General features: G+C 70.3%; 14 protein-coding genes. 11 read left to right on the forward strand and 3 right to left on the reverse strand.

From position 1 onward, the window contains the following. The first annotated feature begins 97 nt into the window (after positions 1-97). Together IEZ09_RS07095 and IEZ09_RS07100 are read left to right on the forward strand one after the other, a co-directional pair. Positions 98-553, forward strand: coding sequence for an Hsp20/alpha crystallin family protein (locus IEZ09_RS07095; protein WP_189252780.1), 456 nt, complete (start codon positions 98-100; stop codon positions 551-553). Between the two features lie 68 nt (positions 554-621). Then, positions 622-1527, forward strand: coding sequence for a coiled-coil domain-containing protein (locus IEZ09_RS07100; protein WP_189252781.1), 906 nt, complete (start codon positions 622-624; stop codon positions 1525-1527). A gap of 105 nt (positions 1528-1632) precedes the next feature. Here the strand turns inward: IEZ09_RS07100 and IEZ09_RS07105 are convergent, their stop codons facing one another. Further along, a complete protein-coding gene (locus IEZ09_RS07105) occupies positions 1633-1950 on the reverse strand; it encodes a MerR family transcriptional regulator (protein ID WP_189252782.1) in 318 nt (105 codons plus the stop codon). Between the two features lie 119 nt (positions 1951-2069). Between IEZ09_RS07105 and IEZ09_RS07110 the strand changes: the two genes are divergently transcribed. The 6 genes from IEZ09_RS07110 to IEZ09_RS07135 all read left to right on the forward strand — a co-directional run bounded on the left by IEZ09_RS07110 (position 2070) and on the right by IEZ09_RS07135 (position 5217). Further along, positions 2070-2363: a hypothetical protein gene (locus IEZ09_RS07110; protein ID WP_229812311.1), complete on the forward strand. Its 294-nt coding sequence runs from the start codon at positions 2070-2072 to the stop codon at positions 2361-2363. A gap of 250 nt (positions 2364-2613) precedes the next feature. Continuing rightward, positions 2614-2799, forward strand: a complete 186-nt coding sequence (locus IEZ09_RS07115) for an Rv3202a family protein (protein WP_189252784.1) — start codon at positions 2614-2616, stop codon at positions 2797-2799. After that, on the forward strand, positions 2796-3185 hold the full coding sequence (locus IEZ09_RS07120) for a hypothetical protein (RefSeq protein WP_189252785.1): 390 nt from the start codon (positions 2796-2798) through the stop codon (positions 3183-3185). Before IEZ09_RS07115 ends, IEZ09_RS07120 begins: the two co-directional genes overlap by 4 nt. A 6-nt stretch (positions 3186-3191) precedes the next feature. After that, positions 3192-3491: a DnaJ domain-containing protein gene (locus tag IEZ09_RS07125; RefSeq protein ID WP_189252786.1), complete on the forward strand. Its 300-nt coding sequence runs from the start codon at positions 3192-3194 to the stop codon at positions 3489-3491. 278 nt (positions 3492-3769) lie between these two features. Next, positions 3770-4690, forward strand: coding sequence for a hypothetical protein (locus IEZ09_RS07130; protein WP_189252787.1), 921 nt, complete (start codon positions 3770-3772; stop codon positions 4688-4690). Next, positions 4687-5217 carry a histidine phosphatase family protein gene (locus IEZ09_RS07135; protein ID WP_229812312.1) on the forward strand — a complete coding sequence of 177 codons (531 nt, stop codon included), beginning with the start codon at positions 4687-4689 and terminating at the stop codon, positions 5215-5217. The genes IEZ09_RS07130 and IEZ09_RS07135 overlap by 4 nt, the downstream gene beginning before the upstream one ends. Here the strand turns inward: IEZ09_RS07135 and IEZ09_RS07140 are convergent. Both IEZ09_RS07140 and IEZ09_RS07145 read right to left on the reverse strand, forming a co-directional pair. After that, positions 5204-6358, reverse strand: coding sequence for a metallophosphoesterase (locus IEZ09_RS07140; RefSeq protein ID WP_189252788.1), 1155 nt, complete (start codon positions 6356-6358; stop codon positions 5204-5206). The genes IEZ09_RS07135 and IEZ09_RS07140 overlap by 14 nt on opposite strands. A 194-nt stretch (positions 6359-6552) precedes the next feature. Beyond that, the gene (locus IEZ09_RS07145) at positions 6553-9396 is read right to left on the reverse strand and encodes a S8 family serine peptidase (protein WP_189252789.1); all 2844 of its coding nucleotides are present in this window, start codon (positions 9394-9396) and stop codon (positions 6553-6555) included. 217 nt (positions 9397-9613) lie between these two features. Here IEZ09_RS07145 and IEZ09_RS07150 point away from each other — a divergent pair, with 217 nt between their 5' ends. From IEZ09_RS07150 to IEZ09_RS07160, 3 genes are all read left to right on the forward strand, one after another. Beyond that, the gene (locus IEZ09_RS07150; RefSeq protein ID WP_189252790.1) at positions 9614-10003 is read left to right on the forward strand and encodes a hypothetical protein; all 390 of its coding nucleotides are present in this window, start codon (positions 9614-9616) and stop codon (positions 10001-10003) included. Between the two features lie 34 nt (positions 10004-10037). After that, entirely contained in the window at positions 10038-10469 is a 432-nt protein-coding gene (locus IEZ09_RS07155; protein WP_189252791.1) for an SRPBCC family protein, read from the forward strand. Positions 10470-10547: 78 nt separating this feature from the next. Further along, a complete protein-coding gene (locus tag IEZ09_RS07160) occupies positions 10548-13559 on the forward strand; it encodes a DPP IV N-terminal domain-containing protein (RefSeq protein WP_189252792.1) in 3012 nt (1003 codons plus the stop codon). The last annotated feature ends 58 nt before the right edge of the window (positions 13560-13617 follow it).

Raw genomic sequence — 13617 nt, forward strand, 5'->3', positions numbered from 1 at the left:
GGTTGAGTCCAACCGGCTCAGGTTCGGGAACAATCTCCGGCTCAACTTCGTCGTTCAGGGTGAGTGTTGGTTGTGACTCTCCTTGGAGGTGAAAGTCATGGCACTGCCTGCTGTGCGATCGTCGGCTCCGCTGGGCCGCTGGGACCCGTTCCGCGAGTTCGAGGACCTGTACGGTCAGCTGGGCAGGTGGATGGAGTCCGTCGCCGGAACCGTCGGTGAGAGCGTGCGCGCCTGGGCCCCGCTGGCCGACGTGACCGAGACCGGCGACGCCTACCTGGTGGAGGTCGAGCTGCCGGGCGTCAAGCGCGACGACATCGCGGTCGACCTGGCCGGTACCGAGCTGTCGATCAGCGGTGAGGTCAGGGAGAAGGAACGGCAGGGGCTGTTCCGCCACCGCACCCGGCGCGTCGGGCAGTTCTCCTACCGGGTGACGCTGCCGCAGGACGTCGACGCCGACAAGATCCAGGCCGATCTCGCCGACGGCGTGCTGACCGTCCGCGTGCCCAAGACCGAGGCGGCCAAGCCGCGCCGCATCGCCATCAACGGCAAGTGACACCCCGTCGCCGCCGATCACGGTCCACCCGGATCGCGGTCGGCGGCGCTGTCGTACCCGGAAGGAGCATGGGGGAAGTGGAGTTGTTGCCGCTGCGAACCGACTTCGACGTGCGCTGGCGCGGCTACGACCACGAACAGGTTCAGCACTACGTGCACGCGGTGGAAGGTGAGCTGGAGGTGCTCACCGCCGACCGGGACGCGGCCCTCGCCCGCGCGGAGTCGCTCTCCCGGCAGCTGGAGGCCGCCCGCGCGGAGAACGCCGAGCTGCGGGCCCGTGTCGACCGGATCTGCCGCACCCCGATCGATCCCGGCGCGCTCACCGAACGGCTGCGGCGCATGGTCGAACTCGCCCACGCCGAAGCCGAGGAGATCACCGCACGCGCCAGGACCGCCGCCGAGCAGGACTGGGCGAACGCGCACCGAGCCGCCGACCGGCTGCGCGGGCGCGCCGAGCACCTCGTGGCCGAGCTCGACCGGCGGCGCGCGGACGCGGAGGCCGAGCACCGCGAGCTGATGGACCGCGCCCACGCCCAGGTCGAGACGATGACCCGGCAGGCAGAACGCCGCCGTCGCGAACTCGACGACCAGGCCGCGCAGCTCCGCAGGCAGATCGAGGCGGACTTCGACCAGGCCATGGCACAACGCCGCGCAGAAGCGATGCGCGCACTGGCCGACGAGCAGCGCTCCGCCAAGGCGCGTGCGGACCAGATCGTCCGCGAGGCCACCGAGCACGCGCACCGCATCGTCGCCGAGGCCGAGCAGCGCGTGGAACTCCTGCGCCGCCACCGGGAGCACGTCGCAGAGGAACTCCGTGCCGCACAAGCACTTCTGGGCGACATCGAGCCCCTGCTGGGGCCGCTGCCGGAGGAAGGCGTGGTGACGATGGACGTGATCCACCAGGATCAGCGGCCCGCCCGCGAAGCTGGGGTTGGTGTGGGGGTTCTTGCGTCGGTTGGTGGCGCGGCTGGGTGATCTGGTTGTGGTCGTGGGGGCGTGTGGCCGTGGTCGGACCTGGTCGGCGCCCCACCCGCCCGGCTGGTGTCGTGGCGGCCAGCCCGATGATGCGCGGGCCTGGCGTCAGTGCGCGGGCCCTTGCCCCAGTTGGCGGCGCAGTTCGGTGATCTGGTCGTGGGCCGCAGCGAGTTCGTCCTCCAGCCCGATGATGCGGGCGGTCGCGGCGAGCGTGTGGCCCTCGTCGAACAGGACCCGGATCCGGCCGGCCAGTTCGAGCTGGCGGCGGCTGTAGCGGCGGTGTCCGCCGTCGGAGCGGTGCGGGCGCAGCAGGTCGGCGGTGTCCAGGCTGCGCAGGAACGCCTGCTGCACACCGAGCAGTTCCGCCGCCTGCCCGGTGGTGTACGCGGGATAGTCCGCGTCGTCGAGGTCGTCGAGGGGCACGGCTGAAGGCTATCTTCAAGCACTTGCTTGACACAATCTGCAGTGCGCGCTATAAGAAAAGTGTCGGTCAGTGACCAGGTGAGAGTTGCCCGGGAGTGATCGAGATGGTCGGTGAGAGCGTGGTCCCCCACGTGGATCGCGGCGGCGCGCCGGTGTTCGCGGACGTGGTCGCAGCCGACCTCGACTGGGTGCGGGCGGAGTTCGACGCGATCGTGGCCGCGAACTTCCTCGAGTCCGCCCCGCCCCCTCGCCGGCACCCGCGCGAGCATCCTCGCCACCCGGCACCACCGATCGGGATGACCGGGCCGTCCGGCCGCGAGTCCGGTGACCTGGCCGGGACGGCACGACGAGTGGGCGCGCGGGAGCGTTCTCCTCCGCGTCCGGCGTACGCCGCGATCGACCCCTGGATCTGACACCTTGAGCGCTGAGCAGGAGGTGATAGTGGTAGGGCACGGCTCGAACTGTCGTGGCTGTTCGCCCGTCTTGCCGCCGGTTCACGCCTCGATGCGACAACCGGTCTGCGTCTCGTGACGCGACGAGGGCGACCGGACCGTGCCAGAGACGATGCGCTTCTGCAGATCTCCGAGTTGAGTCCGATCACGCCCGCCACGGCCACCGGATGCCGTGGCGGGCATCGGGTTGTGCTGCGGAAGGGGAACTCCCATGATCGACCTGGGCAAGCCGTGGAACGACGTGGCCGACCAGTTGCGTTCCGCCTGGCCGGAAGTCGAGGAGATCGACCTCGACGGTGTTTCTGATCGCGAGGCCGACCCCGCCGATGTCGCCGACCAGCGCCGTGTCGTGCCGCTGCCCGACGACGAACCGGACCCGGCAGGAGTCCGGACATGAGCCCTGCCGACAGAGGAGCACCGGGCCTGGGCGCGGTGCTGGAGCAGACCACGCTCGCCGCCCACCACGCGGCCTTCGAGTACGCCGACCGGCGCTGCGCGCCCGATCTCGCCACGGCGCGCGCCGACACCTGGCGGCTGGTCCACCTGCTGGGCGCGCTCAGCGATCTCAGCACCGGGCTGGCGGCCTACACCGGCGACTGCCTGCACGGGCACGGGTTGCGCTCCGACGACCACGTCGACCCCTCCCAGCACCTGGCACACGCCTGCCGCGGCTGGGCGGACCTGCGCCACGCCCTGGACGACGCGCAGCAGGCCTGCCGTGAGGCCTACACCTCGCTGAGCCACCTCAGCACCGGACCTGTCCCCACCTCGCCGGGGAAGTGATCCGTCATGCCGGCGCGTCGAGACCCACCGGACCCCTACCGCGTGCTCGGGGTGCCGCGCGACGCCACCCCCTCCGAGATCCGCGCGGCCTACCGGGCTCTTCTCCTGGCCCTCCACCCGGACACCCGCGCGGAGCCGTCCGACCCGGCCCGGCTGGCCGAGGTCGTGGCCGCGCACGCCCAGCTGCGCGACGCCGTCAGCACTCCGCCGAGCGGGGTCCCGATCCCGGTCCGCGTCCGCAGGCCCCGTCGCGAGCAGCCGGACATCCGCGTCGGCCCGGTCCGCGTGAACTCGAAAACGCCGTGAGATCAAGGCGTTCTGCAGGTGTTTCACGACCGTGACCAGAAAACCGGAACAAGATCCGGTCTTTTCACCGCTTTCGGACGGGTGTGCGCAGGTGCGGCACGGTAGTTAGCCTGACTCACGAGTCAGTTTTCGTGACCTCGATCGACCGGCCGATGTGACGGAACGTAGACAAAATGTCGTAGCGGCCTACACAGCGTGCGGTTAGTTGGATGCAAACAACACGTTCGTGAAAGAGCCACACGTTCGAGTGGCCCTCTGTCCCTGGCACACTGCGCTCCGTGCCGACCCAGTTCCCCGACGAACCGACCGAGCGTCACCTCGCGCCGGACCCCGCGTTGATGGAGGCCGCCCGCGCCAGGGGCCGCGAACGCTGGGCCGTCGCCGGTGATCGGCCGGCGCAGGAGGAGCGGCCGCCGGGCCGTCAGTTCAAGCCCCGCATCGCGCTCATCGCCGCCGTGGTCGCGCTCCTCGCCCTCGCGGGAGTGGCGATCGTGACGTTCAGCGGTGGGTCCGACGACGCGACCACGGACGTCGCGCAGCCTTCGCACAGCTACGTGCCCGGCCTGATCACACCGCCGGAAGAGCTGCCGGAGGAGTCGTCAGCGGCGCCGTCGGCCAGCACGAACCCGACGCTCGCGTCCTCGGCGCTCGGCCTGATCCCGACGACCCAGCCCGCGCCCCCGCCCGTTGACAACAACAACAACAACCGGCCACCGAGTGGAGTCAAGTCGCTCACCATGGGCCCCGGCTGCGGCGGCTACACGAACGTCGGCCTCTACCGCGACGGCCGCAAGGGCTGGGTCGACCACGGCGACGGCAAGTGCGGCTCGACGTTCGTGTCCGTGCCGATGTCCGGTGACGCGCGGCGCGACGACCCGTCCGCCTACGCGCAGTGGACGTTCTCCGTGTCGGGCACGTGCGACGTCTCGGTGCACATCCCGAACGGCAACCTGGAGGAGGTCGGGGGTAACCCGACCGTGTACTACGTCTACGACCGCAACGGCGTCGGCGGCACCCCGATGGCGTCGTTCGCGATCAAGCAGGTCGAGAAGCGCGGCCAGTGGGTCAGCGCGGGCAGGTTCAAGTCCAGCGGAAACCTGACGGTGCAGCTCCTCACCCGAGGTCAGGACTGGAACAACTCCGGACCGACCTACGCCCATCACGCCGCGAGTGCGGTCAAGGCAGACTGCACGGCGTGACTCGAGATCTCCACCTGGTCCGGCACGGCGAGGCGACGAAGGACGAGACGAGGCTGACCGCACGCGGCCGCAGGCAGTCCGAACTGCTCGCGGAACGGTTGCGGGGCATCGGTTTCGCGGCGGTGCACCACGGCCCGCTCCCTCGTGCCACCGAGACCGCGTCGATCATCGCCGGCGTCCTGCGCGTGCCCTGCCGGGTCGAGGCCGCCGCCGACGACTACGTGCCGCACTTCGTCCCCGGCCACGACGAGTTCTTCGACCAGTTCCCCGAGTCCGAGCGCACCCGCGGCCCGGCACTGGCGCACGAGGCCGAGACGCGGTTCGCCCGGCCGGGCGACGGCCCGGTGCTGGTGGTGACCCACTCGTTCCTGATCAGCTGGCTGGTGCGGGACGCGCTGGACGCCCCGCCCGAGCGGTGGTTGTCGTTGAACCACGACAACGCGGCGCTGACCGTCATCCGCTACACGACGGGCAAGTCACCGGCATTGATCAGGTTCAACGACAGCGGTCATCTCAGCTCGCTCTGAGCGTCAGCAACGTGATCTCGCTCGGCGCGAAGACGCGCATCGGCGGGCCCCAGAAACCGGCGCCGCGGCTGGTGTAGAGCTGGGTGCGGTCGCTGTGCCTGCTCAGACCGGCGACCACCGGCTGCTGCAGCCGCACCAGGTAGTGGAACGGCCAGATCTGGCCGCCGTGCGTGTGCCCGGACAGCTGCAGGTCCACGCCCGCCTCGACGGCCTTGCGGATCTCCGACGGCTGGTGCGCGAGCAGCACGACCGGGTCGCTGCCGCTGGTGCCGCGCAACGCCAGCGCGAGGTCGGCGGCGTGGCCGGGCTCGCCGGAGTGGTCGGCGGTGATGTCGTCGATGCCCGCGAACACCAGACGGGCCCCGTCGCGTTCCAGCGCCACGTGCTCGTTGTGCAGCGCCTTCCAGCCCAGGCGGGTCATCAGGTCGATCCAGCCCTGCGCGTTCGAGTAGTACTCGTGGTTGCCGGTGATGTAGAAGCGGTGCGGCGTGTTCACGTCGCCGAGCGGGATCGCCTGCTCCAGGCGCTGCTCGGCGGTGCCGTCCGCGATGTCACCGACGTGCACGGCGACGTCGGCGTTCAAGCCGTTGACGGCGTCGACCATGCCCCGCGACCACTTCGCGCGGTTGATGGCGCCGTAGTGGGTGTCGGTGATGACCGCGACGGTCAGGCCGTCGAACGCCGGGTCGAGGCGCGGGATGGTGACGTCCTGGCGCTTGATCCGCGGCACGCGCATGGCCTCGTAGACGCCGTAGATCGTGACGGTGACGATGATCCCGGCGAGCAGGACCGCGATCAGGCGGGAGCGGAACGGGTTCTCGACGCCGCCCAGCGCCAGCGCGAGCCGCAGGACGTCGGTGATCAACGTCCAGACGAACGCGATCCACACGAAGCCGAGCAGGAACTGGGAGATCCGCGCGGCGCGATCCGAGTTCCGCCGGGTGAACAGGACGATCATGCTGACGGCCGCGGCGGTGAACACGACCGCGGCGATCGGGCGGACCGGATCGGGCCATTCCGCGCTCGACGCGAACAGGCCCTCGAACGGCACCCAGAACAGCAGTGTCGTGACCGTCAGGAGGACAAGCGTGAAGACCACGCGCCGTACCGTGATGCGGGGCCGGGTCACCGTGGTCGTCATCGCTCGCCCTCCTGGGGTTGTCATTTCCAATCTAGCGCCGCGGCAGCCAACCATCGCCGCGTCTTCGACGCTCAGCAGGCCACCTCGCGGCACCGGCCCCACGCCCCGGTACAACCAGTACAGGAGCGCGGGGCCGGCACCACGATGCGGCCGTCTGAGCGCCGAATACGGGGCAAAGGCTGACTGCCGCGGCGCTAGGTCAACGCGCGGATGATGGATTGTTCGCCCGAGTTGCCGTAGACGTCGGTCACACGCGTCTTAAGTGAAACCGGGCCAGGTTTCACTTTCAGCAGAACTCCGCGCTCGCCGAACAGGACGTACGAGCCCTGCTGCCACGTCCTGCCGTCGTCGTACGACACGTCCACGGTCAGCTTCCTGGTCCGGCCCGCTGTCGCCGTCTTGTCGAGCCGGAACGGGATCGTGCCGCCGTCGCGGTCGCCGAACCGGACCGCGGTGAGGGGAAGCGGGCCGGTGCCGTGCTCCGACTCGAACTCCCAGGCGGTCCTGATCGTGGCTGTCCTGGCTTCGAGGCGGTACCTGGCCCTGCCCGGCGGCACCTGGAAGACGCCGCCGTCCGCGTGCGCGGTGCCGTCGACGAGCTTGCCGTTGCGGCGCAGCTCGGTGGTGCCTTCGACGCCGGCGTCGCCCGCTGTGCCGTAGTGGCTCGGCGTGTAGTCGGACACCAGCGCGAGGTCCGCGGTGATCAGGTCGCCGTTGCGGTGGTGCGTGGTCGAGGTGACGGACGGGCCTCGGACGCCGTTGCCCCACTTCTCCTCGTAGCCGCGGCCGTTCGCGTACCCGCGCCAGGTCCGCGCCTGCACCACGGCCTGGTCCAGCACCTGGGCCGCCCACCACTCGATGTGGCCCGTGGAGTGGTGGTAGGTCGTGTGCTTGCCGGGGAACCGGACGGGTTCCGCGCTGTCGCCGGGTGGAGGCGTGGACAGCGGGTGCTCGGCGAACGTGATCCACTCACCGGTGCCTTCCGGTGCCGTGATCATGGCCGTGGAGGTCGCGAGATCGGCGTCACCGACGTCGGGAAACGTTGCGGTGACCGCGTTTTCCTCGCTGACCGCGATCGCGCACGGGCTTTCGTCGCCGCCGCAGGTCGAGCTGCCCGGCACGTTGCGCACGAACTGCACGGCCGTGTAGATCATGCCTTCCGCGCTGCCGGGAACCGCGTAGACCTCGTCGCCCTGGCTCGCGAACGCCGATCCGTTCGCGGTGCCGAGACTCGTGCCGATGAGACCGGTGCCCTTCCTGCCGTTGACGGTGGCCTCGACCCGCCGGCCCGGCCTGGCGTCGAGGGTGACCTCCGCGCCGTCCGGGCCGACCGTGACGTCCTTGCTCACGACGGTTTGCGACGGCTCCCACGGCGGGCGGCCGTCGATCGGGCTCGGCACCCACGAGTAGACGGTGTAGCGGCCCTGCGGGATCTCGCCCTGGAGCGGACGGCCGTTGCCGATGCCGCCCGCGTAGAGCTTCTTGGTGGTGTGGTTGGCCATCGCGATCAGGAAGCCGTAGCCGCCGGTGCCGTTCTGGGAGCCGGCGCGGTCGATCGACTGGACTTTGATCTGGGCGGTGGCTTCGGTCTTCTGCCAGGTCGAGACCGCTGTGCGGAGGACGTGGTCCCGGTCGCGCGCGATGATCACGTCCCCGGCGCCGGGCCTGGTCGCCTTGAACGTCGCGGTCGCCGTGCCCCTGGCCGGGACGTCGACGGTGGTCCGGTCCGCCTCCACGGTGCTCGGCAGGCTCAGGCTGAGCCTGATCGGCCGGGCGCTGTCGTTGCGATAGGTGACCGTGCCGGTGCCGAGCTTCAGCGTCGCCGGTTCGGCGATGAGCTGGGTTTTCGTTGCCCTGTCGAGGTTCACGACGCCGGTGCCCTGCTCGAAGACCGGGGCGTCGACCGGGTCCGCGGTGGTGGTGAGGGCGGCCTTGAGGCGTGCGGGGGACCAGTCCGGGTGCTGGCCGGCCAGGATCGCCGCTGCTCCCGTGACGTGCGGGGCGGCCATCGAGGTGCCGCTGGCCAGGGTGTGCCGGTCGCTCAGCGGATAGCCCATGCTCGTGCCTCGGGCCCGTGCCGCCGCGATGGCGTGACCGGGTGCGCTGATCTCGGGCTTCACGGCGCCGTCGAGGCGCGGGCCGCGGCTGGAGAAGTAGCTGAGCTGGTTGTCCTTGGTGACGCTCGCGACCGCCAGTGCCGCGTCGGCCGCCGCAGGTGAGGCCACCGACTCCGCACGCCCAACGTTACCCGCCGCGACGACGAAAAGCATGTTGTGTTTGGCGCTCAACGCGTTCAGCTCCTGGCTGAGCTCGTCGGTGCCGTCGGTCGCCTCACCGCCGAGGCTCAGGTTGACCACCTTCGCGCCCTGCTCTGCCGCCCACCGCATGCCCGCGATGACCGCCGACTCCTCGCAGAAGTGCGGCCCGCAGACCTTGCCGATCAGCAGCTCCGCGTCCGGTGCCGTGCCCGGTTCCGGTCCCGAGCCCGCGATGATGCCCGCGACGTGCGTGCCGTGGCCGTGCTCGTCGGCGGTGCTGCCCTCGTCGGTGAAGTTCCTGGTGGCCTTGATGCGGCCCTGGAGGTCGGGATGGCCGGCGTCCACGCCCGTGTCCAGGACGGCGACCTTCACCCCCTTCGCCGTCTGGCCGCGCTGCCACGCCTTCTGCGCCTTGATCTGCGCGACGCTCTCGTGGTCGAGGGGCTTGAGGATGCGGTCGGGGCTGATCTTCGCGATGCCGGGCAGCGAGCCCGTCTGGTTCGGGGCGTGCGGGTTGATCTCCTGCCACAGGTTCGCGGTGACCTTCGCGGACTTGAACGCCCGGTCGCCGGTGTAGCGGATGATGACCTTGCGCGCCGGGGTGCCGACGTCGAAGAGCTTCGCGTCCAGCACACCGTTGATGACGAGCTGCTGAGCGTCGAACGGGATCACCGACACCCGGCCGTCGTCGACGGTCTTCAGGAACGGCATCCGCTCACGTCCCGGCGCGGGCTGGATGACGACGTCCGGTGGCCTGCCGGGGCGCGTGACGACATTCACGCGGTCACCGGTGATGAGGACGGTCCCAGTTTGCGTTGGAGAGGCAACCGCCGGGGCGACCGCGAGTCCTGATATCAAGACCGCGGCCGCCGCGAGCGCGGACCTGCGAAACGTTTTCATGCAGGTCACGCTTCCGGCAGCTGCCGTTGGGGAACAAGTGCCGGAACGGCCACAACCGTTCACCGACATCCAGACGAGCCGACATAGGGTAGGGCCCATGATCTTCTACACCGACGAGGAGAGCCGCACGCTGCGCACCGCCGTGTACGGCGCGATGCTGCTGGTTTCCCACGCCGACCCGGGCCCCGTGCTGGAGGAGCGGTTCGCCGGTCTGCGCGCCCTCACGAACCTCTCGCCCGACCTGCGCACCGTCATGGGCGCAGCCCGTCCGTCCGTCCCCACCGGCACGGACGAGGAGATCGAACCGGTGATCCTGGAAGCCCTGCGCCGCTCGATGAAGATCCTCTCCGCCCGCTCGCCGGAGGACGCCGCGTCGTTCCCGCGCGCGGTGCTCGCGATCTGCCGCGAGGTCGCGGAGGCCGACGGCGTGGTGGTGGACTCCGAGAACGCGATGGTGGCCCGCATCGAGGGCGCGCTCGTCATCTAGTGCGGGGGCGTTCCCGCGGGTCTAGCCTCTCTCCATGAGCGTGGACGTGCGGCCCTCGGTCGTGGTGCGCAGGCCGCGACCCGAGGTCGCGGCCTACATGTTCGATCCCGCCAACGACCTCGCGTGGACGGGCGGGATCACCGCGAGCCGGCCGGAGCAGCCGGGGCCGCTGGTCGAGGGCGCGACCGTCGTGCGCACCGCGAAGTTCCTGGGCCGCACGTTCGACTACGGCTACGTGGTGACGGCGCACGAACCAGACCGGCTCGTCGAGATGAAGGTCGAGAAGCCGTTCCCGATGGTCGTGCGGTACGAGCTGGAGGACGCGCCGGAAGGGACGAACGTGGCGATCAGGGCCACCGGTTCGCCGGGCGGGTTCTTCGCGGTGGCCGAGCCGTTGATGCGCTGGCAGGTGCGCCGCAGCATCGCCGCGGATCTCGAGCGTCTCAAGCAGAACATCGAGCGCTAGGCCGAACGGCCGATGTGCCCGGCGTTCCTGGTGGCAGGGTGGATCTCCTAGGGGATCAACTCTCGGGGGAGTACCACCATGGACCTGTCGCGCCGTGAACTGCTGACCCGCACCGGCCAGGCAGCCGCAGTCGCCACCGCCGCCTCCACGCTCACGATCGGCACCGCGCAGGCCGATTCCGGCGCGCGGGCCGAGTCCGGGGTGAAGCTGACGCAGGGCACCAACATCTCGGTTTCCCGTTCCGCTGACGGGAAATGGCTGGCGATCGACCTCGTCACGGCGATCTGGGTGCTGCCAGCGACGGGTGGCACGGCGCGGAAGCTGACCGACGAGCTGCAGGACGCCACGCTGCCGTCGTTCGGGCCGGGCAACCAGATCGCGTTCCAGTCCTATCGGGACGGCAACTACCACCTCTACGTCATCGGCCTGGACGGCACGGGCCTGCGGCAGCTCACGCACGGCAAGTACGACCACCGCGAGCCCGCGTTCTCGCCGGACGGCACGAAAATCGCGTTCACGAGCGACCGCGCGGGCAGCTACGGCGTGCACGTCCTGGACGTCGCTTCCGGGACCGTCACGCAACTGACCGGCGTTCCGGACGAGGCGTCGGCGCCGCAGTGGTCCAGGGACGGCAAGCGGATCATCTTCATCACCGGCAACTCCGCCGTCGAGGTGGTGTCGCTGGACGGCAAGCGGGAGAAGCTCGTCACCGCGCCCGCGGGGACGCAGCTGTTCGGTGCCGCGTTCGGTCCCGGCGACCAGCCCAGCTACACGCAGATGCGGCCCGGCCAGGCCGACCTGATGCTCGGCACCACCGCCGTCGTCACCGGGCAGGACGTGTTCGGCTTCGCGCCGGTGTGGGACGGCGACCGCGTGTTGTACACCGCGGACGGCAGGATCCGCTGGCACGCCAACGGTTCGGTCACCGACATCCCGTTCGAGGCGACCGTCCCGGTGCGCAAGGTGGAGCGGCACCGCACGCGCAACCTCAGCGGCGGCCCGGTGAAGGGCATCGCGAGCCCGGTCGTCTCCAGGGACGGCTCCAAGATCGCGTTCAGGGCGCTCAACGCGCTTTACCTGCTCAGCAACGGCAAGACCACGAAGCTGACCGACGGCAGGTACTTCGACTCCGACCCGGACTTCTCGCCGGACGGCACCAAGCTGGTCTACGCGAGCGACCGCACCGGCGTCGCGCAGCTGTGGCTCCGCGACCTGAACACGGGTGAGGACAAGCTCTTCGCGCCCTCGCCGGGCGCGCAGACCACACCGCGCTTCTCCCCGGACGGCACCAAGGTGGCCTACGTGGACCAGGACGGCCAGGTCTGGGTCGCCGACGCCACCGGTCGCCGCCAGATCACGCCGACGCTGTTCCAGCCGGGCAGGCCGACGTGGTCCGCGGACGGCACGGTGGTCGCGCTGGCCGCGGTGAAGCCGTTCTCCCGCCGGTTCCGCGAGGGCACCAGCCAGGTGCTGAGCGTCGACCTCGCGAGCGGCGAGCTCAAGTACACCGAGCCCATGCCGTTCCGCTCCATCGCCACCCGCGGCGACGACGGTCCGGTGTGGTCGCCGGACGGCAGGCACATCGCGTTCGTCGTGGAAAGCGTCGCGTGGGTCGTTCCCGTCGACGCCAAGGGCACCTTCCAGGGCGAGCCGCGCCAGGTCACCGGCGAAGTCACCGACTCGCTGGCGTGGCACGGCAACGACGCGTTGGTGTACCTGAACAACGGCCGCCTGCGGAAGTCCACTCTGGACGGAAAGACGTCCACGATCCGCATGCACCTGAACTGGAGCAGGCCCAAGGCGCCCGAACGCAAGGTCGTCCGCGTCGGCGCCTACTGGGACGGCGAGGCGCAGAACCTCCGCCAGAACGTCGACATCGTCGTGGAAAACGGCTGTGTCCGGGAAATCCGCCCGCACCAGGGTCGTGCCGACATCGACGCCTCGCAGCTGACCGCCATCCCCGGTCTGATCGACGCCCACAACCACTGGCACCTGCGCGGCCGCCAATGGGGTGCGCGGCAGGGCAACGTGTGGCTGGCGTACGGCATCACGACCGTCCGCTCACCGGGCGACCCGGTCTACCAGATGGTCGAGACCCGCGAGGCCCTGGCAGCGGGAACCCTGACCGGACCGCGTTTCTACGCCACCGGCGAAGCCGTCGACGGCTCCCGCGTCTACTACAACTTCATGCGGCCCACGTTGTCGCGCGCCCAGCTCGACCTGGAGCTGCGCCGCGCGCACGAGCTCGGCTACGACATGATCAAGACCTACGTCCGCCTGCCCGTCGAGCTCCAGCGCGCCGCCGTCCAGCGCTCGAAGGTCCCGCTGTCCTCGCACTACCTCTACCCGGCCGCGAACCTCGGCATGGATGGCATGGAACACGTCGGCGCCACCAACCGCCTCGGCTACTCCCACACCGTCAGCCGCCAGGGCAAGGCCTACCAGGACGTGGTGTCGCTGTTCACCAGCTCCGGCATGTCCATGACACCGACGCTCTTCCACAACCGCGCACTGTTCGCCGAGGACACGTCACTGGCCACCGACGAACGCACCCGCGTGCTCTTCCCGCCGTGGGAGTACGAGCGCTACCTCGCCGACGCCACCAGCGGCGGCGCCGGCACGTCCGCCTACGTCCTGCGCAACTGGGTCGAGTTCGCCCTCGCCGTGCACCGCGGCGGCGGACTGGTCATCTGCGGCACGGACGCGCCGCTGGACGCCCCCGCCACCGCCACGCACATGAACCTCCGCGCGATGGTGAAATACGGCTTCACGCCACGGGAAGCGCTCATCACCGCCACCCGCAACCCGGCCCGCTGGCTGGGCCTGCCGCTCGGCGCGATCAAGCCGGGCGCGCCCGCGGACATCTCGTTCGTCGCGGGCGACCCGCTGGCCGACATCAAGGCGGCCGCCGACGTCAAGCAGGTCATGGTCGGCGGACACGTGCACCAGATCGCGGACCTCCTTGCGCCGTACCGGCAGCAGGCACAAGTCATGTCCACAACGGACGCTCTGGCACCGCTGCCGTCGGCGGAGAACAAGCACTGGTGGCACGAGCCGGAGTGGGCCGAGCACGTCTGCTGCGACCACTGATGTCCCGTGTCGCCGAGCTTGAAGGTCGGCTGCCCGCGCGAAGGCGGTCTGCGAACGG

The sequence above is a fragment of the Lentzea flava genome (assembly GCF_014648475.1).
Classification (GTDB): Bacteria; Actinomycetota; Actinomycetes; order Mycobacteriales; family Pseudonocardiaceae; genus Lentzea; species Lentzea flava.

Coding starts and splice junctions, on each gene's coding strand:
- IEZ09_RS07100 (WP_189252781.1), top strand. CDS start 622: ATGGGGGAAGTGGAGTTGTTGCCGCTGCGAACCGACTTCGACGTGCGC.
- IEZ09_RS07160 (WP_189252792.1), top strand. CDS start 10,548: ATGGACCTGTCGCGCCGTGAACTGCTGACCCGCACCGGCCAGGCAGCC.
- IEZ09_RS07095 (WP_189252780.1), top strand. CDS start 98: ATGGCACTGCCTGCTGTGCGATCGTCGGCTCCGCTGGGCCGCTGGGAC.
- IEZ09_RS07150 (WP_189252790.1), top strand. CDS start 9,614: ATGATCTTCTACACCGACGAGGAGAGCCGCACGCTGCGCACCGCCGTG.
- IEZ09_RS07120 (WP_189252785.1), top strand. CDS start 2,796: ATGAGCCCTGCCGACAGAGGAGCACCGGGCCTGGGCGCGGTGCTGGAG.
- IEZ09_RS07115 (WP_189252784.1), top strand. CDS start 2,614: ATGATCGACCTGGGCAAGCCGTGGAACGACGTGGCCGACCAGTTGCGT.
- IEZ09_RS07155 (WP_189252791.1), top strand. CDS start 10,038: ATGAGCGTGGACGTGCGGCCCTCGGTCGTGGTGCGCAGGCCGCGACCC.
- IEZ09_RS07125 (WP_189252786.1), top strand. CDS start 3,192: ATGCCGGCGCGTCGAGACCCACCGGACCCCTACCGCGTGCTCGGGGTG.
- IEZ09_RS07140 (WP_189252788.1), bottom strand. CDS start 6,358: ATGACGACCACGGTGACCCGGCCCCGCATCACGGTACGGCGCGTGGTC.